10 protein-coding genes are annotated in these 15156 nt (G+C 39.5%); 9 read left to right on the top strand and 1 reads right to left on the bottom strand.

The annotated features are described in order from the left end of the window. Positions 1 to 672 precede the first annotated feature (672 nt). The 9 genes from ACVA54_RS19015 (at position 673) to ACVA54_RS18975 (ending at position 12521) form a co-directional block, all read left to right on the top strand. Positions 673 to 1935, top strand: a complete 1263-nt coding sequence (locus ACVA54_RS19015; protein ID WP_446649860.1) for a lipopolysaccharide biosynthesis protein — start codon at positions 673 to 675, stop codon at positions 1933 to 1935. Beyond that, positions 1932 to 3080: a polysaccharide pyruvyl transferase family protein gene (locus ACVA54_RS19010; protein WP_446649859.1), complete on the top strand. Its 1149-nt coding sequence runs from the start codon at positions 1932 to 1934 to the stop codon at positions 3078 to 3080. Before ACVA54_RS19015 ends, ACVA54_RS19010 begins: the two co-directional genes overlap by 4 nt. Beyond that, complete coding sequence (locus ACVA54_RS19005) at positions 3077 to 4402, top strand: polysaccharide pyruvyl transferase family protein (protein ID WP_446649858.1); 1326 nt, start codon at positions 3077 to 3079, stop codon at positions 4400 to 4402. The genes ACVA54_RS19010 and ACVA54_RS19005 overlap by 4 nt, the downstream gene beginning before the upstream one ends. Further along, positions 4399 to 5538 carry a glycosyltransferase gene (locus tag ACVA54_RS19000; protein ID WP_446649857.1) on the top strand — a complete coding sequence of 380 codons (1140 nt, stop codon included), beginning with the start codon at positions 4399 to 4401 and terminating at the stop codon, positions 5536 to 5538. The genes ACVA54_RS19005 and ACVA54_RS19000 overlap by 4 nt, the downstream gene beginning before the upstream one ends. Positions 5539 to 6639: 1101 nt before the next feature. After that, complete coding sequence (locus ACVA54_RS18995; protein WP_446649856.1) at positions 6640 to 7710, top strand: glycosyltransferase; 1071 nt, start codon at positions 6640 to 6642, stop codon at positions 7708 to 7710. Then, a complete protein-coding gene (locus ACVA54_RS18990) occupies positions 7707 to 8843 on the top strand; it encodes a glycosyltransferase family 4 protein (RefSeq protein ID WP_446649855.1) in 1137 nt (378 codons plus the stop codon). The genes ACVA54_RS18995 and ACVA54_RS18990 overlap by 4 nt, the downstream gene beginning before the upstream one ends. Beyond that, entirely contained in the window at positions 8836 to 9804 is a 969-nt protein-coding gene (locus ACVA54_RS18985; RefSeq protein WP_446649854.1) for a UDP-glucose 4-epimerase family protein, read from the top strand. Before ACVA54_RS18990 ends, ACVA54_RS18985 begins: the two co-directional genes overlap by 8 nt. Beyond that, positions 9801 to 10349 carry a sugar transferase gene (locus ACVA54_RS18980; protein WP_446649853.1) on the top strand — a complete coding sequence of 183 codons (549 nt, stop codon included), beginning with the start codon at positions 9801 to 9803 and terminating at the stop codon, positions 10347 to 10349. The genes ACVA54_RS18985 and ACVA54_RS18980 overlap by 4 nt, the downstream gene beginning before the upstream one ends. Before the next feature lie 219 nt (positions 10350 to 10568). Further along, on the top strand, positions 10569 to 12521 hold the full coding sequence (locus tag ACVA54_RS18975) for a polysaccharide biosynthesis protein (RefSeq protein WP_446649852.1): 1953 nt from the start codon (positions 10569 to 10571) through the stop codon (positions 12519 to 12521). Between the two features lie 998 nt (positions 12522 to 13519). Here the strand turns inward: ACVA54_RS18975 and ACVA54_RS18970 are convergent. Continuing rightward, the gene (locus ACVA54_RS18970; RefSeq protein WP_446649851.1) at positions 13520 to 14869 is read right to left on the bottom strand and encodes an MBL fold metallo-hydrolase RNA specificity domain-containing protein; all 1350 of its coding nucleotides are present in this window, start codon (positions 14867 to 14869) and stop codon (positions 13520 to 13522) included. Between the last annotated feature and the right edge of the window lie 287 nt (positions 14870 to 15156).

The following is a 15156-nucleotide window of genomic DNA, read 5'->3' as shown; positions in this document are numbered from 1 at the left end:
TCAGTTGTCGCCAGTAGAGTATGAAAAGCAATATGAAATCAAGTTAAAGAGTGTCTACTGATTTGGTGGCTATTCAGATCCTCTTGAAGTTTTAGCACTTGGTTGGTCAATCATTTCGACAATCGGCGTTGTGGTCTCTATTCGTCAGAGGCTGACAAGCCTGCAGAAACCATGCAGATTATTACTTTAGCTCAGCTAAATTGTCGGCTAAAACCTTGTTATAAGATTCAATAAGTTTTTATGGAGTGTCTCATTGAACTTATTTGAGGCGCGTTTGAGTTGCTAAGTGTGCAGAATTGAATGCGAAATCAACTATTGAGTTTATTAGGCAGTTGATAAACTCATATATGCTGCCAAATAGTTGCCTGACGAATGAGGAATACATATACCATTCATACATGGTCCAAACGTTGTTTGTATAAATTATGACCTCAGTGTGAACTCGAATACGCCTATAACGAATAGTATCGTGTTGAATAAGGAATGTAAATTTATTCTGGGTAGTCAATGATATGTTAATAATGGCTAACATGATCTTTATGCGAAAAATTAAGTACCTTTAAAGACCGCTAGTATATTGTTGAGTTATTAAATCTGACTTGGTTTCGTTATTGTGAATCGATGGCTTATATAAAACATAATTAATGAAAAATCTAATATTAAACAGGTGCTATGATCAACTTGAAAATTTTAATAACGACAATGTTAGTTTCAATATGTAGTGGTTTGTCTGCTTTGTCGGTTTTTGGTGTGAATATTGCCATATCACGTTTCTTTGGTAGTGAATTGTTCGGTCTATACTCATATATAATTTCATTTACAGCCTTAACGTCAGTTATTTCATGTTTTGGTTTTAATCAATATATATTGCTTAGACTTCCAAAAATAGAACAGACTGAAAAAGAACGTTGGCTTGGAAATGTAACAAGAACGTTCTATATTGCTCTTGCCATAACTTCATTGATGATCTTGTGTTACTTTAATTATATAGGTTTTGATTGGTACTTAAGTGTGTTTACCACATTGGTTAATGCTGCAATATCTATGTCATTAATTCGAATATCTGTGTTGATTTCAGATGGAAAGGCAGTATTTGCAAATGCTATAGAAAAGCTATTAAGGTCAATTATATTTTTGCTTAGCATAATATTTATGCGCTTGACTATCGGGTCAGATTTAAATCACTACTTACTTTGCTCTGCTTTGCTATGTAGTTATGTGTTTGTATCCTATTTTTCTAACAGGGAAATTAACAAACAAAACAGAATTTACACTTTTGGTCTAGGGGGGATTGTAAGTAAAAATGATGCACTGGTGTCAGTCAAGTTGTTTGGTATTCTTTTAATTATAACATTAATAACAAATGTAGATGTTATTATTCTAGAGAGAATCGGTGACTTAAAAATGGTGGCTTATTATTCTTCAGCTCAAAAGGTTTCGATGTTGAGTTCAATAGTGCTTTTGTCAGTAAATAATGTTGTTTATCCTATTCTTGTGAAATCGTCGGGAAATAAAATATCAGCTGTAAACAATTCAGCCACTTTAATCGGCTTTGTATCTAATCTACTTTTTTTGATTATCATATATAACTTTGGTGACTTAATCTTGAGTATGTTTGGTAAGGAATATGAGCAATATAGTTACTTGGCAGTATTAATTACATTTGGATACTTCTTGAGTGCCATTTTTGGTCAAACGTTAACAATGATGAAAATAAAAGAAGAGTTTTTTTCGTTGTTCATTTATTTGACTGTAGGTTTGTTTGTCAAGCTTGTATTTATTTACCTATGTTTTGGAGAGTTTGGTATGGAAGCAATAGCTTATAGTACGATCCTCTGCGTTCTAGTTTGGAACAGTCTCTGCTTTTTCCACTTAAATAAAAAGTATAAATTAAACACAACAATTTTTTCATCATTAGTCAGGTGCACGCAGTGAAAATTGGGATTTTAGGAGTGGGTTACTCACTTAATGTTGGAGATCAATTGATTGCAAAGTCGTTGGGGATTAGCATTAACTCCATTGGCCAACATGAAGTTGAGTATTTTGATTTACACCATGGTTGCTATAATATTGATTATCAACATGATGCGTATGACTTCTCCAACTACACATTCCCAGAAGAGAAAAAAAGAAGTTACTACATAAGATTTGCATACAATTTATTTAAAACTAAGAAGTTACCAAAAGAAAGCTTTGAGAATTTTATAGATGACAAGGACTTAATCGTAATAGGCGGGGGGCACTTACTGATCGATAATTTTGGTGACTTTCTAAGCAAGCTTTTTGTCTATAGTTCAATATTACGAAAGCGTGAGAAAAACTTTGTATTCTGGTCTGTTGGTGTAGGAAAGGAGTTCAGCCCATTATCAAGATACCTACTTAAAGAAATTACTAAAAATAAGCTTGTTTATGTAAGAGATTTAGGCTCTCTAAAAAACTTAAAAGACAATAATATCTTACATGGTAAAAATACATATGATGCAGCTATAGCATCTGCCTATATTGAATGTAAGTCCGAGATTTCAGTAAAGAAAGATAGTTCTGTTACATTGTTTATCATGGATACCAATGAATGTAAGCGACATTCTGACTTTACACATGATAGACATGAAACGGCGAAGTGGTGGGTTAATGTAATTGGTGGGATGCTAGAAAAGTTCGATACAATATATATATCAAATAATGGTTCGGTCAGTGATGTATACTACATTAATAATGTTGTTCGTCCGTTATGTAATAAAATTGGATATCCTTCAAGTAGGTTAGTATTTAATGAAAAAGCTTCAAGCTACAAGGATGTAATTAGGTATTCTGAACAGTCTGATTTTGTTGTTGCTCAACGTCTTCATTCAATATTACCTTGTTTGGCAAGGGAAAAAAGAGTGGTAGCAATAGAATGGGACGAAAAAGTGAAGAACATTCTAGGCTCATTGGGAGTTAGTGATAACTTGATTTCATTTGACTATCCTTCTGGTCAGGTTGTTAATTTACTTTCTGAGTCGAAAATATATTCCTTAAAAAATAAAGTTAGCGAGTATAATAAAATGTTGTTTGAATTGTTATCCGGAGAGCAGTTTTGAGAAAAATTAAGGCCCTTATCGTACCCGCATGTACTGATTTAAATAGAGGTGACCAAGCGCTTGTTTGGGAAGCTGCATATTTAATTGAAGATTCCTTCGGTAAGAACTGTGAGATTGGAATTGTTGACTATGGTAATTCAGATGAAGATAGATACAAACAAAGTGAACAAACAAGGCGTGCAGGCTTTAAAGTTTTTCGCAATATAATTGAAAATCCTAAACGAGTAATCAAAAATACGGGTGTACATGATAGCCGTTGGACTGTGCTTCAAGCGGGGATTCAAGCATTGATTGACTTTGTTAAGCATTTCTTGTTGTTGTTGTTACCGTATGAATTTATTTTTGGGGTTTTCTTTAAGAAACAAGAATACCTTGACTCTTTTACTTTCCTAAAAGACAGTGAATGTATCGTCGTTAAAGGTGGTGGCTTCCTACATACATACGGAAAAATTGGAGATTTATATTATCTCTGGTTTGGTTTGTACTATCTCCTGTTGGGGATTCGCCTTAAAAAGAAAATAATTTTCTTACCAAATTCGGTAGGTCCAATTACAGGTTTTTCTAATAGAAAGTTAGTGCAGTTTGTTTTGAGTCGTGTAGATAAGTTATATGCCCGCGAAAGCATATCCCACGAGTACCTTAAGAGTATGGGAGTTCTAAATTCAGAGTTGGCATTTGATTTGGGTTATTATTCAAAAGAGAAAGATACTGTTCGTGATGAAGCCAAGAACGTAATTGCCATCAAAAATAATGTAAAAAAAATTGGTATTACAGTAAGGCCTTACCGTTTCCCACACTCTAGTGATCCTATTGAAAGGTATGAGAACTATATCGCCACTATAGCTAAGTACTGCAATAAAAATCCCGACATTGAGTTTTATTTCATCGTTCAAGTGCAAGGTCCTAGTAAACACGAGACTGATTTGATAGCAATTAATGATGTAATAAGTCAGCTCGATAAATCTATTAGGTATAAAGTTGTTGATGGTGATTTTGACTATAAAGATATGATGACAGTTTATAAAGGATTAGATTATTTAATTGGTACTAGGTTCCACTCTGTAATATTTAGTCAGGTTATGGGGGTTCCTTCTATGGCGATTGCATATGGTGGTAACAAATCAAAAGGTATTATGGAAGATATACACCTTGGAGAATACGTTGTAGCGATAGAAGAAATTACTTTCGAAAAACTGAATGTGATGATGAATAATTTGCAGAATAATCAAGCTGCGTATAAGGATAAACTAGAAATCGCAACGAATCGAATTAACTTGGAAAGGAATAAGGTTATCGAAGAGTTAAGAGGGATAATTGAATGATAGTTTCATTCTTTCATGATCACGTGTTTTCAGTGCGCGGAAATAAAGTTTTTACATCAGGGACCTTAGACAATAATCTGTGGGATAGATATTTTGTTAAAGGGGTTAGTAAAATAGTTGTTTGTGCAAGAAAAAAGGATGTAACAGAGGGGGAGGGTAAAATAGCATCTAAAGAACATGTTGATTTTGTATTTTCTCCGAGTCTATCAAACCCCTTATCACTGCTGTCTGACTATAGGTCTAGTGTTGTAAAGGAAACCGTTAAAAATTCAGATTTTGTTGTTGTTCGTTTACCAAGTGAAATAGGTAATAAAGCGGTGAAATATGCAAAGGAATTTGATAAAAAAGTATTTTGTGAAGTTGTGGCATGTCCATTTGACGGTTTAAGCCATTATGGTTCTAAGGTGGCGAAACTATATGCTCCTCTAGCAAGAAATAGGATGAAAAAAGCTGTCGAATCAGCTGATGGTGCTTTGTATGTTACCGAGTTCGCCTTGCAAAAGCGTTATCCTAATTCGAAGCTAACCATGAATGCATCAAATGTCGAATTGCAAGAAGTTTTAAGCGAACCTGAAGTCCAAAGGAAGAGATTACAAAGATTTGTATCTAGGAAAAAAAACGGAAAACTTAAAGTTGGATTGATTGGTACAGTCAAAAATGAGAGCAAAGGGATTGATGTAGCAATAAAATCTCTTGCCGGTCTGGGGCTCCAATTGCATGTAATTGGTAGTGGTACTTCTGAGAAATATGAAAAATTGGCAAAAGATTACAACATAAAGTTTATACACGATGGCTTTATTGTAGATAAATCTTTAGTTTTTGATTGGCTAGATGACATCGATATATATATACAACCCTCGTTTCAAGAAGGGTTGCCAAGAGCAACTATTGAAGCGATGAGTCGAGGTTGCCCTGTTCTTTCTTCAAATGCAGGAGGATTAGGTGAGTTAACTCTTCCTCAATTCGTTCATGATTCCGGAGACTTTTTAAAGCTAAGAAGTGACATATTAGATTTGTTGGAGGAAGCTTGTTTAAGCTCTATTATATCTCATAGTTTGATTGAAGCATCCAAATATACTAGTGACAAATTAAAGCGTACTCGTAATGAATTTTACAAAAAAGCATTTACTAAATAGTGCACTAGTAAAGGTTGCGCTGTTATGTTCCCTTGTTATAATATTATTACTTAGTTCGATTTTAACACACCAGGATTCAAATTTTTATTTAGTGTTTTTTGTTGTTCTGTGTGTGATTTTTGTAATCAAGTCTGAGTTTGTCGTCTTTGTTGGACCATTAATAATTTATGGATTGCTATCATATAACTTTATAGACCCAATGTACTTTGTCGACTCGGCTAAGTTTTATCACGAAGCTTTTGTTGGAAGTTATTATGGTGAGGGGCACTTGACAACTGTCACAGCTGTTGGAAATGTGTACTATTTTATCTCTACTGTCTTAGGGTCGAAAGACCCCAAGGTTCTAGTATTGATGAATATTTTACTACACAGTCTTACTGTCTCGAACTTGTGGACATGCTTAAATATAAAAACTGAGCATCAGGAAAATGTAAGGAAGTATTACTTTGTTTCCTTTGCATTAATGTCCCCTCTGATTCTTTTTCATACCCCTCTTTTACTTAAGGATTTCTTTTCTCTTTACATTATTAGTTATTCTTTTGTCTGTTTTTGTAGGTATCAGGAATCAGGAAGTAAATATCTTCTTTTTGTTTCATTCCTATTGTGTCTGATTAGTATTCCATTTCGAGTTTATGCACCAATTTACTTTGTAATGTTGGTTTTTACCACCGGGTACTATAATCGCCTGTATCTTCCTTTTCTTTTGTTTTTGACAACTACTATGGTTTTGTACTTCGGTTCGGAAACTATTTTTTACTTAGTGTATAGTTTCGCTGCTATTTTCTTTGTTCCAAATTTTGCTTCATTTTCTAATTGGATAGAAAGTCCTTTGGCGATGTTAGAGGGGATTCTATTGGTGTTATTTTTTATTAGGTGTTTGGTTTTTAAAGGTAAAATCGATTATAAGTTTATTAAGATAGCTATATATATATTTTGGTTGATTGCTATTACATATGCATTTACCTCACTTTTTCGAGTGACATTCTCAGCATACGAAAGTCAAGGAGGTTACCTTGCTGATAACTTCTTTAGGAAAAAGATAGCTGTTACATATATATTGCTTTATTTTTATACGCTTGCAATGTGTAAGCGAGGTTTATTTTGAAAATATTACATGTTATTCACAAGCTTAATGCTGGAGGGATTGAAACATGGTTAAAGGATTTAGCTATTCATAATGAAGTAGATAAGGTTCATGAAATTTTTGTATCTACGCAAACGAAGGAAAGAGCTTTCTACGATGACGCTATATGTTGTTTGGATAATACACGCTTAGTCAAGATGGAAAAGCCTGGAAGACTTTTTGCGTATACAAAAGAATTGTACTCTTTCATGGTTAAAGAAAACTTTGATGTAGTACACAGTCATACGGGATTATTCTCCGGTTGGATTGTTTTTGTAGCCTATTTGGCTAGAGTTAAGCTGCGTGTTGTCCATGTACATACAGATAAAGTAAACTTGGCATCGAGAGTTAGGAAAGTATATTCCTTTCTGATGAAGAAGTTGATGTGTGTTTTTAGTACACATAAAGTTGCGGTGAGTGAAAGTGCTAGCTTTCAATTTTTCGGGAGAGAAAATAAAGCGTTTATAATACCCTGCGGTATCAACTTTGTTGAAACTCCCTCTTTCATATCTAGAAGTTATTTTGGTTTTAGTGAAAATGATATTGTCCTTTGTCACGTCGGGCGTTTTAATAGGGTGAAGAACCATGGGTTTCTAATTGAATTGGCAGCTTCTCTTCCCAGTAATTATAAGTTTCTACTCATCGGTGATGGAGCAGAATTAAACTCAATTAGGAAAATAGTTAACGAAAAGTGCTTGCAGGATAGGGTTGTTTTTTTGGGGCAGCGGAGTGACGTGCCCTCGATATTAAAGCATGTGGCCGACATTTTTTTACTACCTTCACTCTTTGAGGGTTTTGGTTTGGCTGCCGTAGAGGCCCAGCACTATGGAGTGGTTACTTTGGTATCAAATAATGTTCCAAAAACAGTCAAGATATCAAATTATTGTTATTTTTTACCTATTAGCGATCACTTAGATTGGAATAGGTTGATTATCAAGCATTCACATGAGGGCCCTGAAAGTACGGTTTGTGACAAAAGTGCATATTCAATTAGCGATAACGCACAAAAAATAGATGATGTATACAAAAGGTCAGGAGGTTGTAAGTGAAGCATTTGGTTTATGTTATTAATGCTGATTGGTATTTTGAACTCCATTGGTTAGAGCGAGCGCGAGAAATGAGCTCTAACGGATTTAAAATAAGTATAATCGTCCCTAGTTGTAAGCCGGAAATATTAAGTAATATCAATGGTTTTGGTATAGATGTATATGAAGCAAAAATGTCTCGAGCGGGGGTTAACCCACTAGGAGAAATATCGTACTTATACAAACTAAACCAGGCTATAGGTGCTTTGAGTCCTGATATTGTTCATTCAGTTACGATTAAGCCGAATTTGTATTGTTCTATTATTTGTTCTTTGAGGGGGATTAAGCATGTGTCCACTTACGCAGGACTAGGAACTCTTAAGGTTAGACCAGGACTTATTAGTTATTTTATTAGAACAATAACTTTCGGACTAATTAGAGTTTTTTCACGACGTAATATGGCTTACTATCTTTTTGAGAATAATGAGGACAAGGATTACTTTGTGGATAATAAAATTACTCCTGAGGACCGCTCAATACGAGTTTATGGTGCTGGTGTAAATATTTCTCAGTATTCGTATTCTAGTGTTCCAGTTGATACTGGAGAGTTTAAGGTTTTTTTTGCTAGTAGATTATTAAAGGATAAAGGTCTCGATTTTTTGGTAGATGCCGTAAAAGAATTAAACTTTAATGGACATCAAATTAACCTTTCGATAGCTGGTATTTTTGATTATGACTCTCCTCTGTCGTATGCAGAAGAGGAAATAGAAGAAATGTCAAAGTTAGCTTTTGTTAACTGGCTAGGTCACCGTAAAGACATTTCAAACTTAATCGAACAATCCGATGTGGTTTGTTTGCCAACTACGTATGGCGAAGGTGTTCCTCGTATCCTAATTGAATCAGCATCTGTAGGACGTCCAATTATCACAACGCCTCTTGGGGGGTGCAAAGATATTTGCATAGATGGAGTTAATGGGTTTATCGTTGGAGAAAAATCAACTAAAGATATAGCGGATAAACTTGAGTTATTGATAAATGACTACTCGCTGAGAAAAAAGTTTGGAGAGAATGGTCGAAAACTTGTTGAAAGTAAATTTACTAATAAATCGGTAATGAAACACCACCTTGATATTTATACGAGGGTAATTAATGAATAAAGGGTTATTAGTTACTGGTGGTTCTGGATTTATTGGAAAGCACTTGATGCCAAAGCTTTGTGACTATCGCGTGTCAGCGCTTTCAAGTAATGACAATTCAAATGACGATACTGTTCGATACTTCAATTCTAGGGTTGATCCTAATTCTGATTTTTCAGAAGTTCTTGAAGGTGTGAATGTTATTATTCATTTAGCCGCTCGAGTTCATATAATGGGTGATTCGACGAGTAATCCTCTTCAAGAGTATAGACATGTAAACACTTTGGGAACGCTAAATTTAGCACGTCAGGCAGCTTTGTTTGGGGTAAAGCGTTTTGTTTTTGTATCAAGTATCAAAGTTAACGGTGAGAATACTACTGATCAAAAAGTTTTTGAGTCAATTGATGAGCCGTTACCCAAAGACTATTATGGTGTCTCAAAAGCGGAAGCAGAGTTTGGTTTGTTTGAGCTAGCAAAAGAAACGGGGATGGAAATCGTCGTTATACGGCCAACACTTGTATACGGTCCTGGAGTAAAAGCTAATTTCGGTTCTTTAATGAATTTAGTCGCCAAAGGTATCCCATTACCATTCGGATGTATCAAGAATAACCGCCGTAGCCTAGTATCAGTTACTAACCTTGTTGACCTGATAATTACATGTATTGATCATCCTAGTGCTGTAGGTGAAATATTCTTAGTTTCAGATGATTATGATGTTTCTACTTCTGAGATGGTGGCGCAAATGGCCAAAGCTCTCGACAAGCAACAATGGCAAGTTCCCGTCCCTGAGTGGTGTTATAAGTTAGCCGGTAAAGCATTCAACAAGTCGGATGTCGTGGATAGATTAACCGGCTCTCTACAAGTTGATATCTCACACACCAAAGAAACGTTAGGTTGGGTGCCGCCCCAATCTTTACAAGAAGGCTTTAAACAAACCGCTGAAGCCTTTCTACAATCAAAGAAAAGTAGTGGTAAAGCATGATTCGCCTAATTGATTTTCTAGCAGCCTTTTTGGGTTTGCTTTTTTTATGGCCAGTATTACTCATCGTCACCATCATTGGTCTGTTTGATACAGGCTCGCCAATTTTTGTTCAAGAGCGTGTTGGCCGCAACAAAAAACCGTTTAAGCTGATCAAGTTCCGCACTATGTCGGTAGAAACTAAATCTGTGGCGAGTCACTTAGCGAGCAATGCCTCTATTACCAAACTTGGCGGCTTTCTGCGTAAAACTAAGATTGATGAACTCCCACAATTGATTAATGTGGTAAAAGGTGAAATGAGTTTGGTCGGACCGCGCCCGAATTTATTCAATCAAGAAGAGCTCATCGCTGAACGTGATGCGATGGGCGTCTACGACGCGTTGCCGGGCATTACGGGTTTAGCGCAAGTGCAGAACATTGATATGTCGACACCAGCGTTGCTTGCAAAAACAGACAAGCAAATGATCGATAGCCTGACGCTCAAAGATTACTTTAAATACATCTTAATGACGGCCACTGGCAGTGGTTCGGGCGATGCGGTCAAATAGTACCGCTTATTGGGAGGATCGCCGTGATCCTCTCTTTTATCTTTTTTCTCAGGTTCTTATTGTGCTTGCCGTCTCAAGGTGAGACATAATGGGGCGTTTTCTACGTAAAATGATCCAGCGTGCCCCTGCCCCAATAGGTTATTGAGAGGCACGTCTAGGCATTTTTACCCAACTGTGAGAAACTTTCGGCAGTCACGATCAAATCAAAAGACCATTTCTATGCAACGTCTTCAATTTTTATGGCAACTCTCGCGCACCAACAAACGTATTGTCAGTGTGTTGATTGATGCGTTATTGATCTTTTTGGCTTTCCACCTGGCACTTTGGGTGCGGTTGGGGGACGGGGAGTACCTATCGTCTCCTGAAATATGGGGCATGCAAGCGGTGGTGACGCTGGCAACGGTGTTTATTTTTGCTCGTTTAGGGCTGTACCGTGCGGTGCTGCGCTACCTCACTTTCCAAGCTTTGTTTGTGGTCAGTGCGGGCGCAATCCTCTCTGCCTTGCTGATGGCGGCGATCAGTTTTTACTTCAGTGATGCGTTTTTTATTCCACGTACGGTACCGATCATTTACTGTGCGTTTTTAGCGCTGTTTTGTGGCGGTCCGCGTATTTTGGTGCGTTCATTAGTGGCGCAAAGTTACATTCACCAATGCAAAAATGTGGTGATTTACGGGGCGGGTTCAGGCGGTCGCCAATTGGCCATGGCGCTGAGAAACTCTGGTGAGTATCGGGTTCGGGCCTTTATTGATGGGGATCCAACGCTGTGCAATACCATGATCTTGGGCCTGCCGGTGATCGCCATTGACGACATCATGCCGGTGATTAGCAAACACGACGTGTCGCAAGTGCTGCTTGCGGTGCCAAGTGCCAAACGCTCTCGTCGTAAAACCATTCTCGACCAATTGGCACAACTTCCGGTAGAGGTCCTATCCGTGCCAGACATGAGCGACATTGTCTCCGGTAAGGCAAAAATTGATGAGCTTAAAGATGTGGCGATTGAAGACTTGTTAGGGCGAGATCCTGTTGCCCCGCAGCAAGTGCTGCTTGAGGCCAACATCAAAGATAAAGTGGTCATGGTGACGGGCGCGGGCGGCTCGATTGGCTCTGAGCTGTGTCGTCAGATTGTGGAACAAAACCCAACGGCGATCATTTTGTTTGAATTGTCGGAATTCGGTTTGTATCAAATTGACCGTGAGCTCAACCAGCTCAAAGCCGAGAAAGGGTTGAGTTGCGATATCATTCCGCTGCTAGGCTCGGTACAAAGGCAGCACCGTCTAGAAACCATCATGGCGTCGTTTAAAGTACAAACCGTTTATCATGCCGCCGCATACAAGCACGTTCCATTGGTGGAATACAATGTCATCGAAGGGGTGCGTAACAATGTTTATGGCACCTACTACACGGCGACAGCGGCGATTAAAGCAGGCGTCGAGTCCTTTGTGTTAATTTCTACCGATAAAGCGGTGCGCCCAACCAATGTGATGGGCACAACCAAGCGAATGGCGGAGCTTGGTTTACAGGCTTTGGCTGAGCAAGAGAATGAAAGGGCGAATGGCACCCGTTTTTGCATGGTGCGTTTTGGTAATGTGCTTGGCTCGTCCGGTTCCGTGATCCCATTATTTAAAAAGCAAATCGCAGCAGGCGGCCCGGTAACGGTCACGCATCCAGATATCACCCGTTACTTTATGACCATTCCAGAAGCGGCGCAGCTGGTTATTCAAGCAGGAGCCATGGGCAAAGGCGGAGATGTGTTTGTTTTGGATATGGGCGAGTCTGTAAAAATTACTGATTTAGCACGTAACCTTATCCAGCTCTCTGGGTTAGAAGTGAAATCAGAAGAAAACCCGCATGGTGATATTGCAATTCAGTTTGCAGGGCTTCGCCCAGGTGAAAAGCTGTATGAAGAGTTGCTGATTGGCGATAATGTCAAACAAACCGCTCATGAACGTATTATGACGGCGCATGAAGTACATTTATCTTTGTCAGATTATGAATCGCTCATCAATGAACTTGACCTCGCTTGTCACGGCATGGACCATGAAAAAATTCGTTCATTGCTACTAAGCGCACCCACAGGCTTTAACCCAACCGATGGCATTGGCGACTTGGTTTGGAAGCATAACCATATTGATGACGAGGTAATCAATATTCATCAAGCGGTCAATGAGTAAACGATGGGCACCTAGTATGGTGCCCATTTTTGTATGTGTAGTAAGCATCGTATAGGCATAGAGAATACGGCCCCTTAGTTCAAATCGTTGCTGGTCAGCGAGTAGTCATTAGATTCCTAGTCTCGCTAAGGCTCGCTGGAATGACGATGTTCAGCAACAGAAATCATGGCTAGGTAGCGTGGCCATCCTGAACAGTGAGGCACGAACGTGATTCAGAATCTACGAGCCGAGTTTGAAGGCGTTAAGGCGACGAACTGAGATTAAACTGCGTGTGGGTATTAGATTCCTAGTCTCGCTTTGGCTCGCTGGAATGACGATGTTCAGCAACAGAAATTATGGCTAGGTAGCGTGGCCATCCTGAACAGTGGGCACGAACGTGATTCAGAATCTACGTGCCGAGTTTGAAGGTGTTAAGGCAACGAACTGAGATTAAACAGCGTGTGGGTAATAGATTCCTAGTCTCGCTATGGCTCGCTGGAATGACGATGTGTAGCAATGGAAATCATGGCGAGGTAGCGTGGTCATTCTGAACAGTGAGGCACGAGCGTGATTCAGAATCTACGAGCCGAGTTTGAAGTCGTTAAGGCTACGAACTGAGATTAAACAGCGTGTGGGTAATAGATTCCTAGTCTCGCTAAGGCACGCTGGAATGACGATGTTCAGCAGCAGAAATCATGGCTAGGTAGCGTGGCCATCCTGAACAGTGAGGGACGAACGTGATTCAGAATCTACGAGCCGAGTTTGAAGTCGTTAAGGCTACGAACTGAGATTAAACGGCGTGCGGGTAATAGATTCCTAGTATCGGCAAGGCTCGTTGGAATGACGAGGTTGCGTATGGCGCTTTTTCTGTCATCGAGAAGTGAAGCGTTCCGTATTCCGTATCTCACAACTACCACCAAAGCCCTTGAAAATATCAAAACTATCAACAAACTCCCTCTAGGACCTAGGACCTAGGACCTAGGACCTAGGACCTAGGACCCTAAAAATCTAAAACCCCATCAATCAACAACCTTAACCCCATTCTGTTCAATCATTTCCCCTAATTCTCGCTTCGCGTTCTTTTCTCCATGAATCAAGTACACGGCTTTCGGTTTGGTTGGTATGCCTGTAATAAAACGCAGTAAATCCGCTTGGTCTGCATGGGCCGAGTAACCCGACATGGTGTGTATTTGCGCATTGACCTCAACACGTTGTTCGCCAATGGATATCTCCGGGTCTCCCTGTTGAATCGCTCGCCCTAACGTACCTTGTGCTTGGTAGCCCGCAAATAACACATCATTTTTCTCATCGGGTAGCAGCGCTTCTAAATAGTTAACGATACGGCCGCCCTCACACATACCAGATGCGGCTACGACAATGGCAGGTTCATCCGTTGAGGCAAGACGATTAACGAGCGCTTGGTGTTGTCGGTGGTTTTCTACCGTAATGCATTGCTTAAACGCGAGTGGGTGGCGTTGGCCGACTAACCTGTTTTTGGCTTCTTGGCCCCAGAGCTTTTTAAAGCGGCGATAGGTTTTGGTGACGCTTTTCGCCAGCGGTGAATCTAAGATAATCGGTAGAGAGGCGTGTAGATCACGTTGGTGAATCAACTGCTCGATATCAAACAGCAGTTCTTGGGTTCTGCCTACGCTGAATGCGGGGATAAGGATCACGCCGCCATCTTTAAGTGCATGATCAATGATGTGGTTTAAGCGCGCAGTACGTGTAGAAACATCGTCATGTTGCTTGTTTCCATAGGTGGACTCAATAAACAAATAGTCAGCGCGTTTTGGTGATTTAGGATCAGGCAACAGAGGTGTATTGCTAGGGCCTAGATCGCCAGAGAAGACAATCACCTCACCGTTGGGCAGTTTGAACTCCACATAGGCGGATCCAAGAATGTGCCCGGCAGGTTGGAACCTAAGGTAAGTTTGGTTGCTAAGAGGGAGCCACTGGTGATAGTCACACGGTTTTAGCTGTTTTCTAATGACGTTGAGCACCTGTTGGCGCTGATGGTAATTGAGCCCTAGTTGCAACTTTAAACCGTCTTCCAGCATGAGTGGCACCAGTTCTGCAGTGGCCTTAGTGCAATAGATGGGGCCTTTAAAGCCTGCCGCGAGCAACCAAGGTAAGCGCCCAATATGGTCAATGTGCGCATGAGTCAGGATTAGGGCTTTGATCTGTTTGATGGGGAATTCGATATTGAGGGATGCTGTTCGTCCACCAAACTGCAAATCCTTACCTTGGAATAGCCCGCAATCAATCAAAACGCTGCCGTGAGGCAGTTTGAGCTCATGACAGGAGCCCGTCACGGTATGTTTTCCGCCATGGTGGATAACGCTGGCAATGTTGCAGATGGTGGTTGTCATGGTTCCCCCCTAAGAAATTATGTCAATTATATGGTACAGATTTAACACATTGACGTGGTGGTAATTTAGGCAGTCTGCGAGGGGGGTTAAAGAAAGGGCTTAGGACCTAGGACCTAATGTTTTGGATTATGGATTATGCACAAACTTTGCTCTTGAATTATAAGAAAAATACTTGTCATTCTGAACAGTGAGGAACGAACGTGATTCAGGATCTACTCAAAGAGAGTGATTCTACTAAGGTGTTTATCGAAATGAATCAGTACGCTGATAATAGATTCCTAGTCTCG

The organism is Vibrio sp. PNB23_22_6 (genome assembly GCF_052877535.1).
The sequence above is the reverse complement of the archived record's forward strand: the minus strand, read 5'-3'. Positions and strand labels throughout refer to the sequence as shown.